Source organism: Pseudoflavonifractor phocaeensis (assembly GCF_038439875.1).
Classification (GTDB): domain Bacteria; phylum Bacillota; class Clostridia; order Oscillospirales; family Oscillospiraceae; genus Vermiculatibacterium.
Genome location: NZ_JBCDMT010000007.1, coordinates 212,122 through 227,134, shown reverse-complemented (window position 1 = coordinate 227,134; position 15,013 = coordinate 212,122). Strand labels below are relative to the sequence as shown.

The 15,013-nt window shown below is 54.1% G+C and carries 17 protein-coding genes and 1 tRNA gene; 10 read left to right on the top strand and 8 right to left on the bottom strand.

Features of this window, described 5'->3' with window-relative positions; genetic code table 11:
* Window positions 1-6 precede the first annotated feature (6 nt).
* Window positions 7-1,860, top strand: a complete 1,854-nt coding sequence (locus AAEU42_RS14270; protein ID WP_342234233.1) for an antirestriction protein ArdA — start codon at window positions 7-9, stop codon at window positions 1,858-1,860.
* 380 nt (window positions 1,861-2,240) lie between these two features.
* On the opposite strand, the gene AAEU42_RS14265 is transcribed toward AAEU42_RS14270, so the two are convergent.
* On the bottom strand, window positions 2,241-2,471 hold the full coding sequence (locus AAEU42_RS14265; protein ID WP_006573024.1) for a helix-turn-helix domain-containing protein: 231 nt from the start codon (window positions 2,469-2,471) through the stop codon (window positions 2,241-2,243).
* 157 nt (window positions 2,472-2,628) lie between these two features.
* On the opposite strand from AAEU42_RS14265, the gene AAEU42_RS14260 reads away from it, so the two are divergent.
* The gene (locus AAEU42_RS14260; protein WP_204245515.1) at window positions 2,629-3,114 is read left to right on the top strand and encodes a hypothetical protein; all 486 of its coding nucleotides are present in this window, start codon (window positions 2,629-2,631) and stop codon (window positions 3,112-3,114) included.
* 201 nt (window positions 3,115-3,315) lie between these two features.
* Here the strand turns inward: AAEU42_RS14260 and AAEU42_RS14255 are convergent, their stop codons facing one another.
* The 4 genes from AAEU42_RS14255 to AAEU42_RS14240 all read right to left on the bottom strand — a co-directional run bounded on the left by AAEU42_RS14255 (window position 3,316) and on the right by AAEU42_RS14240 (window position 5,976).
* The gene (locus AAEU42_RS14255; RefSeq protein WP_342234232.1) at window positions 3,316-3,648 is read right to left on the bottom strand and encodes a DUF6050 family protein; all 333 of its coding nucleotides are present in this window, start codon (window positions 3,646-3,648) and stop codon (window positions 3,316-3,318) included.
* A 92-nt stretch (window positions 3,649-3,740) separates the two neighbouring features.
* Window positions 3,741-5,090 (bottom strand): relaxase/mobilization nuclease domain-containing protein, encoded by a 1,350-nt coding sequence (locus AAEU42_RS14250; protein ID WP_342234231.1) that lies wholly within the window; start codon window positions 5,088-5,090, stop codon window positions 3,741-3,743.
* Window positions 5,051-5,380, bottom strand: coding sequence for a plasmid mobilization protein (locus tag AAEU42_RS14245; protein WP_342234230.1), 330 nt, complete (start codon window positions 5,378-5,380; stop codon window positions 5,051-5,053). The genes AAEU42_RS14250 and AAEU42_RS14245 overlap by 40 nt, the downstream gene beginning before the upstream one ends.
* Window positions 5,381-5,619: 239 nt before the next feature.
* Window positions 5,620-5,976 (bottom strand): helix-turn-helix domain-containing protein, encoded by a 357-nt coding sequence (locus tag AAEU42_RS14240; RefSeq protein WP_342234269.1) that lies wholly within the window; start codon window positions 5,974-5,976, stop codon window positions 5,620-5,622.
* Between the two features lie 398 nt (window positions 5,977-6,374).
* On the opposite strand from AAEU42_RS14240, the gene AAEU42_RS14235 reads away from it, so the two are divergent.
* The 6 genes from AAEU42_RS14235 to AAEU42_RS14210 all read left to right on the top strand — a co-directional run bounded on the left by AAEU42_RS14235 (window position 6,375) and on the right by AAEU42_RS14210 (window position 10,908).
* Window positions 6,375-6,560 (top strand): cysteine-rich KTR domain-containing protein, encoded by a 186-nt coding sequence (locus AAEU42_RS14235; protein WP_003431289.1) that lies wholly within the window; start codon window positions 6,375-6,377, stop codon window positions 6,558-6,560.
* Window positions 6,561-6,576: 16 nt separating this feature from the next.
* Window positions 6,577-7,563 carry a 23S rRNA (adenine(2503)-C(2))-methyltransferase RlmN gene (rlmN, locus tag AAEU42_RS14230; protein WP_006774449.1) on the top strand — a complete coding sequence of 329 codons (987 nt, stop codon included), beginning with the start codon at window positions 6,577-6,579 and terminating at the stop codon, window positions 7,561-7,563.
* A gap of 469 nt (window positions 7,564-8,032) precedes the next feature.
* On the top strand, window positions 8,033-8,470 hold the full coding sequence (locus AAEU42_RS14225) for a sigma-70 family RNA polymerase sigma factor (protein WP_002604474.1): 438 nt from the start codon (window positions 8,033-8,035) through the stop codon (window positions 8,468-8,470).
* The gene (locus AAEU42_RS14220) at window positions 8,454-8,696 is read left to right on the top strand and encodes a helix-turn-helix domain-containing protein (protein WP_002604473.1); all 243 of its coding nucleotides are present in this window, start codon (window positions 8,454-8,456) and stop codon (window positions 8,694-8,696) included. Before AAEU42_RS14225 ends, AAEU42_RS14220 begins: the two co-directional genes overlap by 17 nt.
* 590 nt (window positions 8,697-9,286) lie before the next feature.
* Complete coding sequence (locus AAEU42_RS14215; RefSeq protein ID WP_003510854.1) at window positions 9,287-9,493, top strand: helix-turn-helix domain-containing protein; 207 nt, start codon at window positions 9,287-9,289, stop codon at window positions 9,491-9,493.
* A 20-nt stretch (window positions 9,494-9,513) separates the two neighbouring features.
* On the top strand, window positions 9,514-10,908 hold the full coding sequence (locus tag AAEU42_RS14210) for a site-specific integrase (protein ID WP_342234229.1): 1,395 nt from the start codon (window positions 9,514-9,516) through the stop codon (window positions 10,906-10,908).
* Between the two features lie 186 nt (window positions 10,909-11,094).
* Here AAEU42_RS14210 and AAEU42_RS14205 read toward each other — a convergent pair.
* Window positions 11,095-11,171: transfer RNA gene (locus AAEU42_RS14205), tRNA-Arg, on the bottom strand.
* A gap of 131 nt (window positions 11,172-11,302) precedes the next feature.
* Entirely contained in the window at window positions 11,303-11,482 is a 180-nt protein-coding gene (locus tag AAEU42_RS14200) for a hypothetical protein (protein WP_342234228.1), read from the bottom strand.
* A gap of 133 nt (window positions 11,483-11,615) precedes the next feature.
* Here AAEU42_RS14200 and AAEU42_RS14195 point away from each other — a divergent pair, with 133 nt between their 5' ends.
* The gene (locus tag AAEU42_RS14195; protein WP_342234227.1) at window positions 11,616-12,248 is read left to right on the top strand and encodes an HAD family hydrolase; all 633 of its coding nucleotides are present in this window, start codon (window positions 11,616-11,618) and stop codon (window positions 12,246-12,248) included.
* Window positions 12,249-12,281: 33 nt separating this feature from the next.
* Here AAEU42_RS14195 and AAEU42_RS14190 read toward each other — a convergent pair whose 3' ends face one another.
* On the bottom strand, window positions 12,282-13,070 hold the full coding sequence (locus AAEU42_RS14190) for a MerR family transcriptional regulator (protein ID WP_342234226.1): 789 nt from the start codon (window positions 13,068-13,070) through the stop codon (window positions 12,282-12,284).
* A gap of 221 nt (window positions 13,071-13,291) precedes the next feature.
* On the opposite strand from AAEU42_RS14190, the gene AAEU42_RS14185 reads away from it, so the two are divergent.
* On the top strand, window positions 13,292-14,899 hold the full coding sequence (locus tag AAEU42_RS14185; protein WP_342234225.1) for a peptide chain release factor 3: 1,608 nt from the start codon (window positions 13,292-13,294) through the stop codon (window positions 14,897-14,899).
* Window positions 14,900-15,013 lie beyond the last annotated feature (114 nt).

The window sequence follows — 15,013 nt, the reverse complement described above, 5'->3', positions numbered from 1 at the left end:
GTCGCTATGCCCCATTATGACTATGACAAAGATTATCCCTTTGCCGCCTTCATCACCAACCTGGGCAAGTACAACGAGGGCGCCCTTGTGGGTGAATGGGTGAAGTTTCCCACCACGGCGGAGGAACTGAAAAAGGTCTTTGAGCGCATCGGGATCGGCGCGAAGGACGACTTCGGGCAGACCTATGAGGAATGGTTCATCACGGACTACGACTGCTATGTGGACGGTCTCTATGACCTGCTGGGCGAGTATGCCAACCTGGACGAACTGAACTACCTGGCCTCCAAGCTGGACGATATGAGCCAGGATGAATATGAGCGTTTCCAGGCTGCTATGGAGATTGGCGACCACACGGGCAGCATCCAGGAGCTTATCAACCTGACGGAGAACCTGGACTGCTACGATGTTTACCCCGACATCCACGACCACGACGATCTGGGCCGGTATTACATCGAGGAACTGGACGCCATGCAGGTGCCGGAGCATTTACGCAACTACATCGACTATGAGGCCTACGGCCGGGACATCGCTCTGGAGGAAAGCGGTCAGTTCACCGACCTGGGTTATGTGCGGGACACCGGGGACAGCTTCCATGAGTATTACGATGGCGAGCGCGGCAGCATCCCGGAGGAATACCGGGTAATGACCTTCCAGGATGACATCCCCGAAGAAGAAATTTCGGAATGGGCCATGGACCTTGCCTACGACATGGACGAGTTTTTCCGGCAGCACGACCCGCAGTATGCCACCGAGCACCCGGAGGAACACGCGGCGAAGGAAGAAATCTACGAAAATCTGATGGCCGGGCGCATCTCTGCGCTGGACGAGAAGCTGGCCGCCCTGGGGCAGACCCAGGAGGACTATCTTCCTTCGGAGATCGAGAAGTTCAAGGACGCCACCGGCTATGAGGAATTTCTGGATGTAGACCCCCAGGCGATCCGGGAGGCCATCGAAAACCCGGATCAGTCCCATGTGGACGAGATGCTGGCCTTTGCGGAACAGGCAAACCGGGAGTATGAGGCGGAGTTGTATGGGCAGCAAGCGGCGCCTACCCCGGACGACCGGGAGACCGGCGAGACGGTGCGGACCCCCAGGGGCACCTTCCATGTGACGGATATGAGCCGTGAACAAATGGAGGCGGCCGGATACGGTTTCCACCACGAGTCCGAGGACGGGAAGTATCTCATCATGGCCAACGGCAGCCGTGCCTTTGCCATCCCCAGCGGGAACGCCCCCGAACATACCGCGCCGGAAAAGCTGACCGTCCTGGTGGTGGAGCCCATGAAGGAGCCCTATGTGAAGGAGATCGACCCCGGCCTCCATGCGCTGCAAGCGGAGGTGGGCGGCGACATTGCCGCCTCCTATCCCTTTGACGATCCGGTGGGACTGGTCCTGAACGATGAAGGCAAGCTCATCGGTCTGGACCTGAACCGTTCCCTCCGGGACGACCATGGGGAGATTTACGACATCGTGGCGGGCACCTTCTTGGTGGTGGGCCTCGGCGAGGAGTCCTTCACCTCTCTGCCCCCGGAACTGGCGCAGAAGTACACGGAGCACTTCAAGCAGCCGGAGCAGTTCATCAACCTGAACGGCCAGATTGTCGCCCTGCCGGTGGAGCCGGAGAACCCTCTCCGCACCGCTGAAATGACCCTGGAGGATGACTACGGCATGATCGACGGGATCATCAACAACGGCCGCCGTGGGGAGGAACTGGAGAAAGCCCAGGCCGAGGCCCGCAGAACCACGCCGGAGAAAAAGCCCTCTATTCGGGAACGGCTGGAGGACGCAAAGCGGGAGTGCGGCGAGCGCAAGCCCCCGGACAAGGCTCATCAGAAGAAGCCCCCGGAGCATGACTTATGAGCCGAAGCAAGAAATGGCGTCTGGAATGGGCGTTCTTCCTGGGCGAGAACGGCAGGCGCCAGTATAACAAGCTCTGCAAGGGCTGTGTCCATCCCTGCAAACAGAGTTTCCGGGCGGTGGTGGTGTCCTGTCCGCACTATCTTTCCCTCCGTTCCAAAAAGTGCGGGAATTAGGGTTCAAAACAGGCTAAGAAACAGCCTGTGGCGGCTTTTCCGTGTAGGGGCAGTATGATTTCCCATGCGGGGCGGCAGGGCGTTTCTGCATAGGAAAAACGCCGGATTTTCACCTTTTGACAAGCAAAATGGGAGCGTCAACATCGGATGCAGTTATCCGAGGTTGGCGCTCCCGTTCTTTTTTTATTCTGGCTGTGTCGCAGTCGATCAGTCATCCTCTAACAGCTTGGAGGGCGGGATTTTCAGCACTTGGGCGATCTTGAACAGTGTTTCAAGAGATACGCCACGGATCGTACCCGTCCCTTCTACCTGACCAACGAAGTTGACACTTTTCCCGATCCTCTCCGCAAGGACCTCCTGTGTCAGCCCCGCCTTTTTCCTGTAATATGCGATCTTCAAGCCCAGAGTGATATAGCGTTCTGGAAACTCCGTCTGCATAATATCACCTCCTGATATTATGCTACCAACAAAGCAGGTAAATTATAATTGAAACCAATTAGAGGATTATTTACTTTAAGTCAATGTATGTATATAATGAGAAGTGGATTATTTACTTTGTTGGAGGAACTGGCTTGAAAATGGCGAAGATAGAACCGTGAACATATTTACTGTTAGTTTTTTTGGACACCGGATCATCCCGGAGTTTCGTGAGGCGGAGGATCGTGTGGAGGCGCTGGTTCATGCGCTGCTTTTGGAAAAGGAGTATGTGGAGTTCCTGGTCGGACGGGACGGAGATTTTGACCAGATCGTTTCCTCCGCTGTCAAACGCCAGCAGCGGCTTGTCCGGGATGACAACAGTTCCTTGGCCTGGATACTGCCATATCCCACGGCGGAGCTGCGCAACAATATGGAAAACTTTGAAGCCTATTATGATGAAATCGAAATATGCAGTAGCGCGGCCAGTAGCCACCCGAAAGGTGCTTTTCAAATTCGCAACCGGCAGATGGTGAAGCGAAGCGACCTCGTTGTATTCTATGTGGATCATACAGGCGGCGGAGCTTATCAGACCATGCGCTATGCGCAGAAAGAAAAAAAGAATATACTAAATCTTGCTGAAGAAGGATACGGAGAAAAAGAATGAGCGCCATCATCATTTCGGTGATGGCGCTCATTTTCAGTAGCAGCAGTAGACGCTGTGGTAATGTGTGTAAACGGTCAAAGGGGCGAAGCTGTGGGAAACGATGTTTGCGGCCCGATGGGAAAGCCGGCGGCTTTTCCATCGGGCCGTGAATATCTGTTTTCCATCGGCGGAGCGGCCGTTTTCCACATTTCCATAGTGCGGTTATCCCACGATCAGGCGGTAGATGGTGAGGGGCACATACCATGCCGCCACCAGCAGGCGCCACACCAGGACGAAGCCCCCGATGAGGCCGCCGATCACGAAGTTCAGCACGAACAGCGCGGCGGCGCCGCCCAGGGAGCCCCCGCCCGGCACGATCCACACGCACATCCGATGGATGCCGAAGGGCAGGCCGCAGAGTATCCAGAGCCAGAGAAGATCCAGCTCCCCATCCCTCATGCAGGCGGATTTGAAAATGCAGTACAGCAGCCCGGCGATGGCAACGGGCAAAACTGCCTTTTTGAAAAAATCTTTGATGGCCTCGGTCCTCGTCATGTGCGCCACCTCCATTCATATCTCCATTATACAGGCAAAATCCAAACAAGCCCAGGGGCTTTTGAAAAGTCTGGAAAAGCGCACAACCGACCTTATTCCAGTTCGTTGCTCCGCTGCCTCTGCGGTTCCGCCTCTCTCGGCTTTTCCAGCAGGGCCTCCACATTCTGGCGAAGGGTGTCATACTCCCGTTCCTCCCGTTGAGCTTTTCGATATTCCGATTGTAGGGCGATCCTTCTGGCGGTGAGTTCATCCATTTCGGCCCGGAGCCGTTGGGCGGCGGGCAGGGGTACAGCGTCCAGGCGTTTCAGTTCCCTTGCCGCCGCCTCGAACAGGATGATCTCACTCTCATGCCCCCGGAGGAATTTCTCCTTGTCCTTGGACTGGCGGTATTGGTCATACAGGGGGCGGAGCTGGCGATAGGTGGCAGCGTGTTTCATGGTGAGGGTCAGCCGCTCCATTTCCTTTTCGGCGGTTCGGAGATCCGCCTTTACCCTGGCGGTGGCGGCCGCCGCTCCGTCGCACCGCTCGGACAGTTCCTCCAAACTTCCAATGCCATGCTCCGTCAGGAAGTTCAGCGTTTCCGCAGCCCGCTTCAGGTTCTCAATAGTTGCCCAATGTTTGTAGCCGGCGCTCTGCTGGGCTTTGATGTTGTTCTGGATGTCGATGAGTAAACTGGGCCTCCCGGTGCGCTGTTTCGGCTGGCGGGAAGGACCTGGCCTGCCGGCGATCCGGGCGGTTAGAGCTTCCTCCGCATAGTCCGCACCCAGGGTTTTCAACCGGGTGAACCGCTCCTGCCCCGGAGCCTTGGCGGAGATGTACTTGCCCCGTTTCAGTTCGTACCCTTCACGCTGGAGGCGGCGGAGCAGGTTCTCCAGGTCGGTGCAGCCGGGCAGGAGCCGGTCGATGGCGGAGCGGAGCTTCGCCTTGTAGCTGGTGCCGCTTTGTTCCGCCTGATGCTCGATGTAGCTCTTGCCCTTATCCCGGCCGGGGATAATGACGGACAAACCATGCTCTTTGCAGATACGGTCGCTGGTGCGGCGGATCTCATGGTAGCTTCTCTTGTTGGAGTGGTAATGCCGGTGGTCCTGAAAACTGACCGCATTGAAGATCAGGTGATTATGAACATGATCTTTGTCAATGTGAGTGGTGAGGACAAATTCATATTTGCCGCCCAGGACCTCCCGCGCCAGTTCCATGCCGATCCGGTGGGCTTCCTCCGGCGTGACCTCCCCAGGCTCAAACGCCTGGATGAGGTGCCGGCCCAGGTTCGTTCCCTTGTCGATGGCGTGGCGGCGGGTCCAGGCAAATTCAATGTCGGCGGTCTCGGCGGTGCAGCCGAAGGAGGATACCAGCAGCTTTCCGTCCGTCTTGTCGGGATTGCAGATATAGTCAATCGCCGCTTTCAGCGTTGACTTAATAGGATGCGTCTTTGTAACTGCCATATCTGCTCCAATCTCTCCCGGATTTCCTCCATGTCAGCCTGATAGGTAGGACCTCCGGCGTTGACTCGCTTAGCAATCTGATTGATGTTCCGGCCAATGGCACCCAGGGCTTTCGTCATTTCCTTAATGTCGGCAGTGTCCACTTGAATGATATATCCGTCAATCGCCATCTTGCGCAGATATGCCCCATATCGTTTTGTGGGGAGCTGAGACATCTTCTCGTCAATGAGCCGTTTTTCCTCCTCTGTCACCCAGAACTTCATCTGTATATTCCGTTTTCTGTTTGCCATCGCAGTATCTCGCCTCTTTTCGTATCAGGGTTTGGGATGCTCCCAACAAGCATTTTTCGGGTTTAGGGGGAGGGTTCCCTAAAGCCAAAAATCGCAAGCGGGTACTCGCTTGCTGTGCTTGCTATCTACTCCATATCCCCGCCGAAAGGCGGTATTTGTTGCGCGTTCCTTCGATTTTAGGTACAAAAAAAGATTGCAGCCGCCATGCGCTGCAATCTCCTGTTTCTCATATTGTGAGGTTAGTCCTCTGCTTTTTCGACTTCCGTTATCTCCCTTGCCGTTGCGGTTACAATCCGTATGCCTTTATCGCTCATACCGTCCAGCAGCGCGTCAAGCTGCCGCCGATTGGTAGATTTCTCCGCGTTGCTGTTCGGAAAGAAAAATTGATCTACCGAAATATGATAACGGGTTACAAGGTCATAGAATACTTGCAAACTCGGCTGTTGTCCCTTGTTCTCGATATTCGCAAGGTAGCGCGGGGAAATATATAACTCGTCGCTTACCTTTTTGCGGCTCTCGCCGTATTCATTTCTCGCGGCTTTTATAGCTGCCCCGAAAGCCTTAAAGTCGTACAATGGTACGGGTCTTTTTGCCATTTTCATTCACCCTGTTACATTTTACAGTTCACCTTTCTTTTTGGATATGTCCACACAATTCATATCATTAGGTTAAATACTTCCTGTTGTGTATTGACAGTAGACTGATTTTCTGATAAAATAAAATTTATGTAAAAGGAGGCGGCGTTTATGTTGCATAGCATGCGTATTAGATAAGCATTGAAAAAAAGGATTTTCCCATTTTCAACATGGGCTTTTTTGTCATGCTTATTTTGCGGATGCTATACAAAAAACTAACGACGTATAGATATAGTATAGACATAGTGCAAGCTATGCCTTAGTTTTGTTGTACTGCTCTGTGCATTATAAATGCAGGTCAATGCTCATGTTGAGGATTGACCTGCATTTTTTTGTGTAAAAAGGACGAGTGAAATATAATGCTTAAAAAATATTGGATAAAATGTCCGATTTGTAACGGAAAGACGAGAGTTCAAGTATTTCATAATACTGTATTAAAAGATTTTCCTCTTTTCTGCCCTAAATGCAAATTGACGCATATCATTGATGTAGAAAAATTAGAGATTGTAATCAAAAATACAGAAAAACAAACTTTTATTATTTAGAAGAAAGGATATAAAAATGAAACGTTTACCTAAATATACGCCTGCGGAAGTACGGAATGATCCATACGGATTTACTTACAAAGAAATGTCGGAAGTTATTGGCGAGAATGAAGCAAAAGCCTTATATGAAGAATTATATAAGCAATTACCACGCAAAAAAAATCTATCAATGTTGGTAAAAAATATTTGCAAAAGCAGTGATACTGAAAAGTATGTTTACGAACTGAAAGACAACAAATACATTGAAACGGTTTTTATCAAGCGGCGAGATGGTGGAACTGTTTGCGTGAGCACACAAGTCGGTTGTCCTGTTGGTTGTATTTTTTGTGAGTCCGGGCGAAATGGCTTTGTTCGTAATCTAACATCGTCAGAAATCGTACAACAGATTATATTGTTGCGTCGAAAAGTAAACCGTATCGTTTTTATGGGTATGGGAGAGCCTTTATTCAATTATGACAACTTGATAAAAGCAATCCATATTCTCCGAGATAGATATGGGCTCAACTTTCCAACCGACGGCATTACCATATCAACAGTTGGTCCGGTCGATCAATTAAAAAAATTGCGCGAGGAACATCTTAAAATTCAGTTGACAATATCTTTACACGCAGCAACACAATCTGCAAGAAATCGTATTATTCCTCACATGCGCATATATGCTATTGAAGATGTTGTTAAGCAAGCCTTATCCTATTCTGAAAGGCATAATCGCAAAATTGTCTTTGCGTATTTGCTTTTACCGGGTATAAATGACCGGCCCTCAGATGTAAGACAACTTGCAAAATGGTTTCGGGGCAAAAAAGTTATGATTAACGTGTTACAATACAACCCAACAAGCAATTCAAGAATTAAAGCACCACAGAAACGGGAAATAGTTGCATTCAAACATCAATTAGAGCAAGCAGGACTTGAAGTTACTATGAGAGTTTCTCATGGCAGAGAGATTAACGCGGCTTGTGGACAGTTAGCTAACACATATAATAAATTCAAAAAAAATGATTAAAAGTGCCAGACGCATAGACGCAGAGCCGATAACGCATTAGGTCAAAAAACCTATGTGTTATCGGCTTTTTTATTTAATATTGCGCAAAAGCCGCTGTTCCCTATTATAGAATGGATTGCGGGTAGTGTATTAAAGTCGCCCTTTTTTAAGGATACGGCGGTATCGGGGAGGTATCGCCGTGTCCATTTTTATTTACTGTAACCCGCCTAATGCTTTGCGGTCAAAAAAAGCTATGCTCCGCAAGCGGGATATTCCGGCTATGAATGTGAACTGTCAATACATTTAGCTACTGCTTACATTTCCTTTGCGCCCGTCCGCGTCTTGCGGACGGGCGCATTTTGCTTTTTTCAACTTTTTTCTGAAAAGCGCACTCAAGAGCCATCTCCCGAACGGGTACGGAGCGAAAGGGGCAGAGAGGACAAGCCCTTAACTCCCGTCCTCTACTCCACGCGGGAAGGAGGTGAACTCTATGGAGCTATCTTCTTCCGACAAGGAAAGAATACAACATCAGTACGACGCATTAGCAAAGAAAACTTTGGTTGGCGAAGCGAAAAGCCACCGCCGCACTCTTGCGAAACGCGCAGCACGCGAAGTTACTTTTTCGGATTTGAGCGAAAGCGAACTCGCGCAACTTTTCACAACGGACGAATACGAAAGCGATTATTTCCGTTTTCAAGTGTCCGGCTTTGATGTACTCGTCAAAAATGAATTGCTTGCCGAAGCACTTAACGCTTTGCCCGAAAGAAAACGCGACATTATCCTGTTGTCCTACTTCTTGGACATGAGCGACGCGGAAATTGGCGAACTGCTGAATGTTGTACGCACGACGGTTTTCCGGCACAGGAAATCCGCGCTTGCGAAAATCAAACAGTATTTGGAGGGAAAAGCAGATGATGAATACCGTTAGGAAATCTGAAAATCTGTTGCCGTTCCCTGTCATTTCCGCAGCGGCAAACGGCGACACAACCGCCATGTGCGCGATCTTGAAGCATTACGAGGGTTACATAGCGAAACTTTGTACCCGCACGCTGAAAGACGACGCGGGCAATACCTATTCCTATGTGGACGAGGAAATGCGTAACAGGCTGCAAGTGCGCCTTATTACCCGCACCCTTGCTTTTCATGTAGGATAATCTTTTAGCCCATGCGGGGAGCGTGTCCCCTTTCCACGCTTCCCGTTATGGGCTGTTTGTCGTTCCGTAAAAGCATATCGGAAACGGTATGTTTTTACAGGCTGACAAAGCCTTACTGTTCCTTGTCAAAGAAAGCCCGGCGGGAGGCCTCCGGTGCAGCATAAGGCAGACGGATACGATCTGTCTGTGTGGAGCCGGTCGGCCGGTGCGCCACGACCCTGTTGCAAGTCCGCAGGACGGGACCCCTACCAAACAGGTGAGCGACAAAACCGAGCCGTAAAACAGGTGTGGCAGCCTGTGGGCGAGGATGCGCAGGCAGGATAATGAGACTCCCGCGTTGAACGCCCTCAAAGCATTGCGCGGCGCACCCATCAGCATGGGCCGGGGTGAAATTCCCGTGGAGCTGCGGCCAGCAGCCATCCGCTTTCTGCCTCTTTCTTTTTAAGTAATCCTGTTGCTTTTGAGTTTATGGATAATTCATAAACTTTTTGATTAGCAGCAGACAAACCCGGAATGGCGCGTTAGAATGAGGATAGGCAAGTTATGACTTTCCTTCAACGCGCCGTTCTTGTTTTAGAAAGGGGGCTGCCATGTCACAAGCATGGAACGGTACGAAGAAGGAGTCCCCGGAGCGAAGAACTTATACGGTGGAGGACATTACTCAAATTCTGGGTATTGGCCGAACATCCGCCTATCTTCTCGTGAAGGAAGGACACTTTAAGATCGTACGAATTGGCAACGCCATACGCATTTCCAAGCGGTCATTCGATGAGTGGCTGGAGTCACTTGACCTATGACTTAGAAAGGAAGTATCGTTATGGCTTCGATTATCAAACGGAAAAAGAATTATTCCATCGTCTACAACTACACGGATGAAAATGGTGAGACCCGGCAGAAATGGGAAACCCGCACCTCTTACCAGGACGCATTGAAGCGCAAGGCGGAGGTGGAAAACCAGCAGTTTACGGGGACCTTCCTGCCGCCCAGCAACCAGACCATCGCAGAATTTCTTTTGGACTTTGTTTCTCTTTATGGGGAAAAGAAGTGGGGCGTGTCCATGTACGACAGCCAAAACTCGCTGATTGCCAACTACATCAACCCCATCATCGGGGATATGAAGGTGCAGGATGTCACCCCGCGGGTAGTGGACAAGTACATCCAGACACTGCAAAAAACCCCGGCGGTAAATACCAGGACCCATCACGCAAAGACAGACCTGGTCACCAACGCCACCATTGAGAAGATTATCAAGCTCCTGCGCTGCGCCTTCAAGCAGGCAGTACGGTGGGAGCTCATCGCCAAGAACCCCTTTGACAATGTGGTACTGCCCAAGACGGAGTATAAGAAGCGGGACATCTGGACCGCCGATATGATCCGCACCGCCCTGGATCAGTGTACGGACAGCAAGCTCTATGTAGCGATGAACCTGTCCTTTGCCTGCTCCCTGCGGATGGGTGAGATCCTGGGGCTGACCTGGAACAATGTCCACATCTCCGATGACGATATTGCCGATGACAACGCCTATGTTTTCATTGACAAGGAGCTGGCGCGGGCCTCCAAGCGGGCCATTGAGATGCTGGGGCAGAAGGATGTCTACCACATCTTTACGCCGCTGTTTCCCAACACCAGCACCAGGGTGATTCTGAAAAAGCCCAAGACGGATTCCAGTATCCGCAAGGTGTGGCTGCCCAAGACGCTGGCCTACATCCTGCGGGAATGGAAGAAAGCCCAGGATGAGCTGCGGGGCTTTCTCGGTGACGAGTATCAGGATTATGACCTGGTAGTGGCGCTGCCCAACGGCCGACCCTGCGAGGACCGCATCATCCTGAAGGAGTTTGAGAAGCTGCGGGAGAAGGCAGGGCTGCCCAGGGTGGTCTTTCATTCCCTCCGTCATTCCAGCACCACCTACAAGCTGAAACTGAACCACGGCGACCTGAAGGCCACCCAGGGCGACACGGGCCATGCGGAGATCGACATGATTACCAGCGTGTATGCCCATATCCTGGACGAGGACCGCAAGATCAACGCCCAGAAGTTTGAGAGCGCCTTCTATGCCAATCCCAACCTGCGCGCGGTCCATCCCCCGGAGGAGCCGAAGGAACCGGCACCGGCGACACTCGACCTGGAGGCCCTGGTGGAACAGCTCCGGCAGTCGCCGGAACTGGCAAATACCCTGGCTGCGCTGCTCTCGGCGGCACCGGGCGGCAGGTAAGTCCGAAAACTCCAATTAGCAAAGATAGGATTTTTCTTAGCAAGGACGCGGAAATCGTTCGTTTCTTCTTAGCAGGATATACATTGCAGCGCATAAAATTCTCCCGGTCCCAAACGAGCAAGAGACCGGGAGAAGCAAAATAAAAAACGCTGCAAACCAGCGAAAAATGGCTTGCAGCGGTGTTTTTGGCGTCCCAGACACGACTCGAACGTGCGACCCCGGGCTTAGGAGGCTCGTGCTCTATCCAACTGAGCTACTGGGACATATATCAAAAATATTCAATTTTCCTCCGCCCACGGACTCGAACGAACTGCCGCTTAGGAGGCGGTCGCTCTATCCTGCTGAGCTACAGGCGCGTATGACCTACCTATTTTAGCCCACCGGGCGGGGCCTGTCAACCGCGGAGTTGGGGCAGGGAGAAGAGAAGCAGGCCCAGCAGGCCGCCCAGCAGGAGGATGGTGCCCACCAGACGGGCCCTCTTATCCTGCTTTCCACGGCGGGCGGCGGCGTCGATCTTGTCGGAAAAGAGGGCGATAATGGCCCCCAAAAGAATCAATATCCAGAAAACGCCCACCTCAAACACGCCCTTTCTTACGTATCTTACTATAACAGACTATAAAAAGGCAAGCCCTTTCCCCATTTACAACGCCGCCAAACCGCTATATAATACGAAAGCGTGACCAAACCTGATAAAAAGGAGCGTCTTCATGTTTGACGGCATCTTATTCGACTTAGACGGCACCCTCTGGGACGCCGTGCCCGAGATCACCCTGTGCTGGAACCAGGCCATCTCCGCCGCCGGGGTGGACCGGCCGCCCCTCACCGAGGGGGAGGTGCGCTCCTGCATGGGGATGCAGATCGCCGACATTGCCGCCCGCCGCCTGCCGGGGCTGAGCTTTGAACGGCAGATGGCGGTCATCGACGACTGCGTGGCGGTGGAGAACGTCTATCTGGCCCGGCACGGCGCCGCGGTGTATCCCGGGGCCGGGGAGACCCTGGTCGCCCTGTCGGAGCGGTGCCCCCTCTTCGTGGTGAGCAACTGCCAGGACGGCTATATACAGGCCTTTTTCCAGGGCACCGGTCTGGGGGGATATTTCACCGATTTCGAGTGCGCCGGGCGCACGGGGCGGCCCAAGAGCGAAAACATTGCCCTGGTGGCTGCCCGCAACGGGCTGAAACGCCCGGTGTATGTGGGGGACACCGACCTGGACCGCCGGTCCGCCCAGGAGGCCGGAGTGCCCTTCGTCCACGCCGCCTACGGCTTTGGAAAGGTGGATGGGGTCCCCGCCGTCCACAGCTTCGCCCAGCTGCCGGGCGTGCTGGAGGAATTGAGCCGGTAAAAGAACGGGAGCGGCATTGCCGCTCCCGTTCTTTTACTTCTTTTCGATGGGGAAGAGGACCCCGGTCTCATACTCCTCGGGGTTGGAGACCATGTTCTCATCCTTGAGGTACCGCTCTAGAGCGGGGCCGCAGATCTGGTACTCGGGATGCTGGGCCATCCAGGCGCACAGGGCGTCGTAGGCGTACTTGATGTCCTCATAAGGGCCCCGGTGGATCACCGCGGCGCAGGTGCGGGCGGGCTTTTCCGTGACGCCTGGGGCGTCCCCGGAAACCACCATCTGGGCCTCCACGTCCATGCGCTCGTAGGAGAACTCCTGACAGTGATAGAGCTGCTGGGTGGGGCCGGCCTGCCTGAGCCCCAGGGCCGCCGCCTCCCGGTGGAGCTCCTGGAACAGCTCGTGGATCTGGGCCACGTTGATGGTGCGGCGGATGGAGAAAACCTTCTGAGCGGGGTCGTCCATAAGAATGACGTGATACTGTTCGTACATGATGCTGCCCTCCATGTGGAGCATGTCCGCCTCCATCCGGCGCAGGGACTTGCGAAGCCGCTCCATTTCCCCGTAGACCTCTATTTCCCGGCGGTGGATGCGGCGGGAGAGGGCTTCCTCGGAAAGGTCCAGCAGGTCTCTGACCTCCGAGAGGGGGAATCCGTAGTCCTTCAGCCGCTCGATCCGTACCAGATCCATAAGCTGGCTCTCGCTGTAATAGCGGTAGCCGTTCTCTCCCACCCGGTCGGGGCGCAGGAGGCCCATGGCGTCGTAGTAGCGCAGCATCCGGGCGGAGACATGGCTCAGCCGGGAAAATTCGCCGATGGTGAGCATAACAATCGCTCCTTCGTATTTGTGGGGGCCGGTCCCTGAAACTAACATAGACCTTGCCACTGTGTAAAAGTCAAGTGGTTTTTCAAAAATTTCCGCACGGAGTTTACAACCTGGGCGGAATACAGTATAATATCTAAGCATCATTTTTGAGAAAAAGGGGAATCCCAATGTAACGAACTGCCGGTTTACGTGACGAAAATCAAGTTATGGAGGGATCACCCTTGTCAAAATATGAAAATGAGATCAACCGCCGGCGTACCTTCGCCATCATCTCCCACCCGGACGCCGGCAAGACCACCCTCACCGAAAAGTTCCTCCTCTACGGAGGGGCCATCGCCCAGGCCGGGCAGGTGAAGGGCAAGAAAAACACCCGGGCCGCCACCTCTGACTGGATGGAGATCGAAAAGCAGCGCGGCATCTCCGTCACCTCCTCGGTGATGCAGTTCCAGTACGAGGGCTACTGCGTCAACATCCTGGACACCCCCGGCCACCAGGACTTCTCCGAGGACACCTACCGCACCCTCATGGCCGCCGACTCCGCCGTCATGGTCATCGATGCCGCCAAGGGCGTGGAGGCCCAGACCCGGAAGCTCTTCAAGGTCTGCGCCATGCGGGACATCCCCATCTTCACCTTCATCAACAAGATGGACCGGGAAGCCCGGGACCCCTTTGAGCTGTGCGAGGAATTGGAAAAGGAACTGGGCATCGAGACCTGCCCCATGAACTGGCCCATCGGCTGCGGTAAGGAGTTCAAGGGCGTCTACGACCGGGAGAAGCGGGAGATCATCCACTTCACCTCCAACGGCGGGGCCAAGGCGGCCACCGCCACCGAGGTCTCCCTGGGGGACCCCAATCTGGACGAACTGCTGGGCCAGCGGCTCCACAGCCAGCTGACCGACGACGTGGAGCTGCTGGACGGGGCCTCCGCCGAGTTCGACCTGGAGAAGGTGCGCCACGGCAAGCTCTCCCCGGTGTTCTTCGGCTCCGCCCTCACCAACTTCGGCGTGGAGCCCTTCCTGGAGGGCTTCCTCAAGATGACCACGCCCCCCCTGCCCAGGATGGCGGGGGAAAAGCTGGTGGACTCCATGGACGACGACTTCTCCGCCTTCGTCTTTAAGATCCAGGCCAACATGAACAAGGCCCACCGGGACCGCATCGCCTTCATGCGGGTGGTCTCCGGCCGCTTCGACGCGGACAGGGAGGTCTACCACGTCCAGGGGAAGCGGAAGCTCAAGCTCTCCCGGCCCCAGCAGCTTATGGCCGCCGAGCGGGAGATCATTGAGGAGGCCTACGCCGGGGACATCATCGGCGTCTTTGACCCCGGTGTCTTCTCCATCGGGGACACCCTGTGCGCCCCCGGCAAAAAGTTCAAGTTTGACCCCATCCCCACCTTCGCCCCCGAGCACTTCTGCCGGGTCCGGCCCCTGGACACCATGAAGCGCAAGCAGTTTTTGAAGGGGGCGGAGCAGATTGCCCAGGAGGGCGCCATCCAGATGTTCAAGGCCCCCTACACCGGCATGGAGGAGATCATCGTCGGCGTGGTGGGCACCCTCCAGTTCGACGTGCTGGAATACCGCCTCAAGGGCGAATACGGGGTGGACATCTTCATGGAGGGCCTGCCCTACGAGTACCTGCGCTGGATCACCACCGCCGACGGCGAGCCGGTGAAGGAGGAGGACCTGATCCTGGGCACCGACACCAAGCTGGTGGAGGACTTCAAGGGCCGCCAGCTCCTGCTCTTCGGCTCCCAGTGGGCGGTGAACTGGACGGGGGAGCGCAACAAGCAGCTCACCTTCTCCGAGTTCAGCGCCCCGGAAGAGGACGAATGATAGAAAAGGAAGGGCCCTCCCGCCGGGAGGGATCTTCTTTTTTGCAGGAAAAAAAGGGGCGGGACGGGCCGATTTGTCTGTCCCATGACGGCAAAGCTTGCGGCTTTTCCGGTT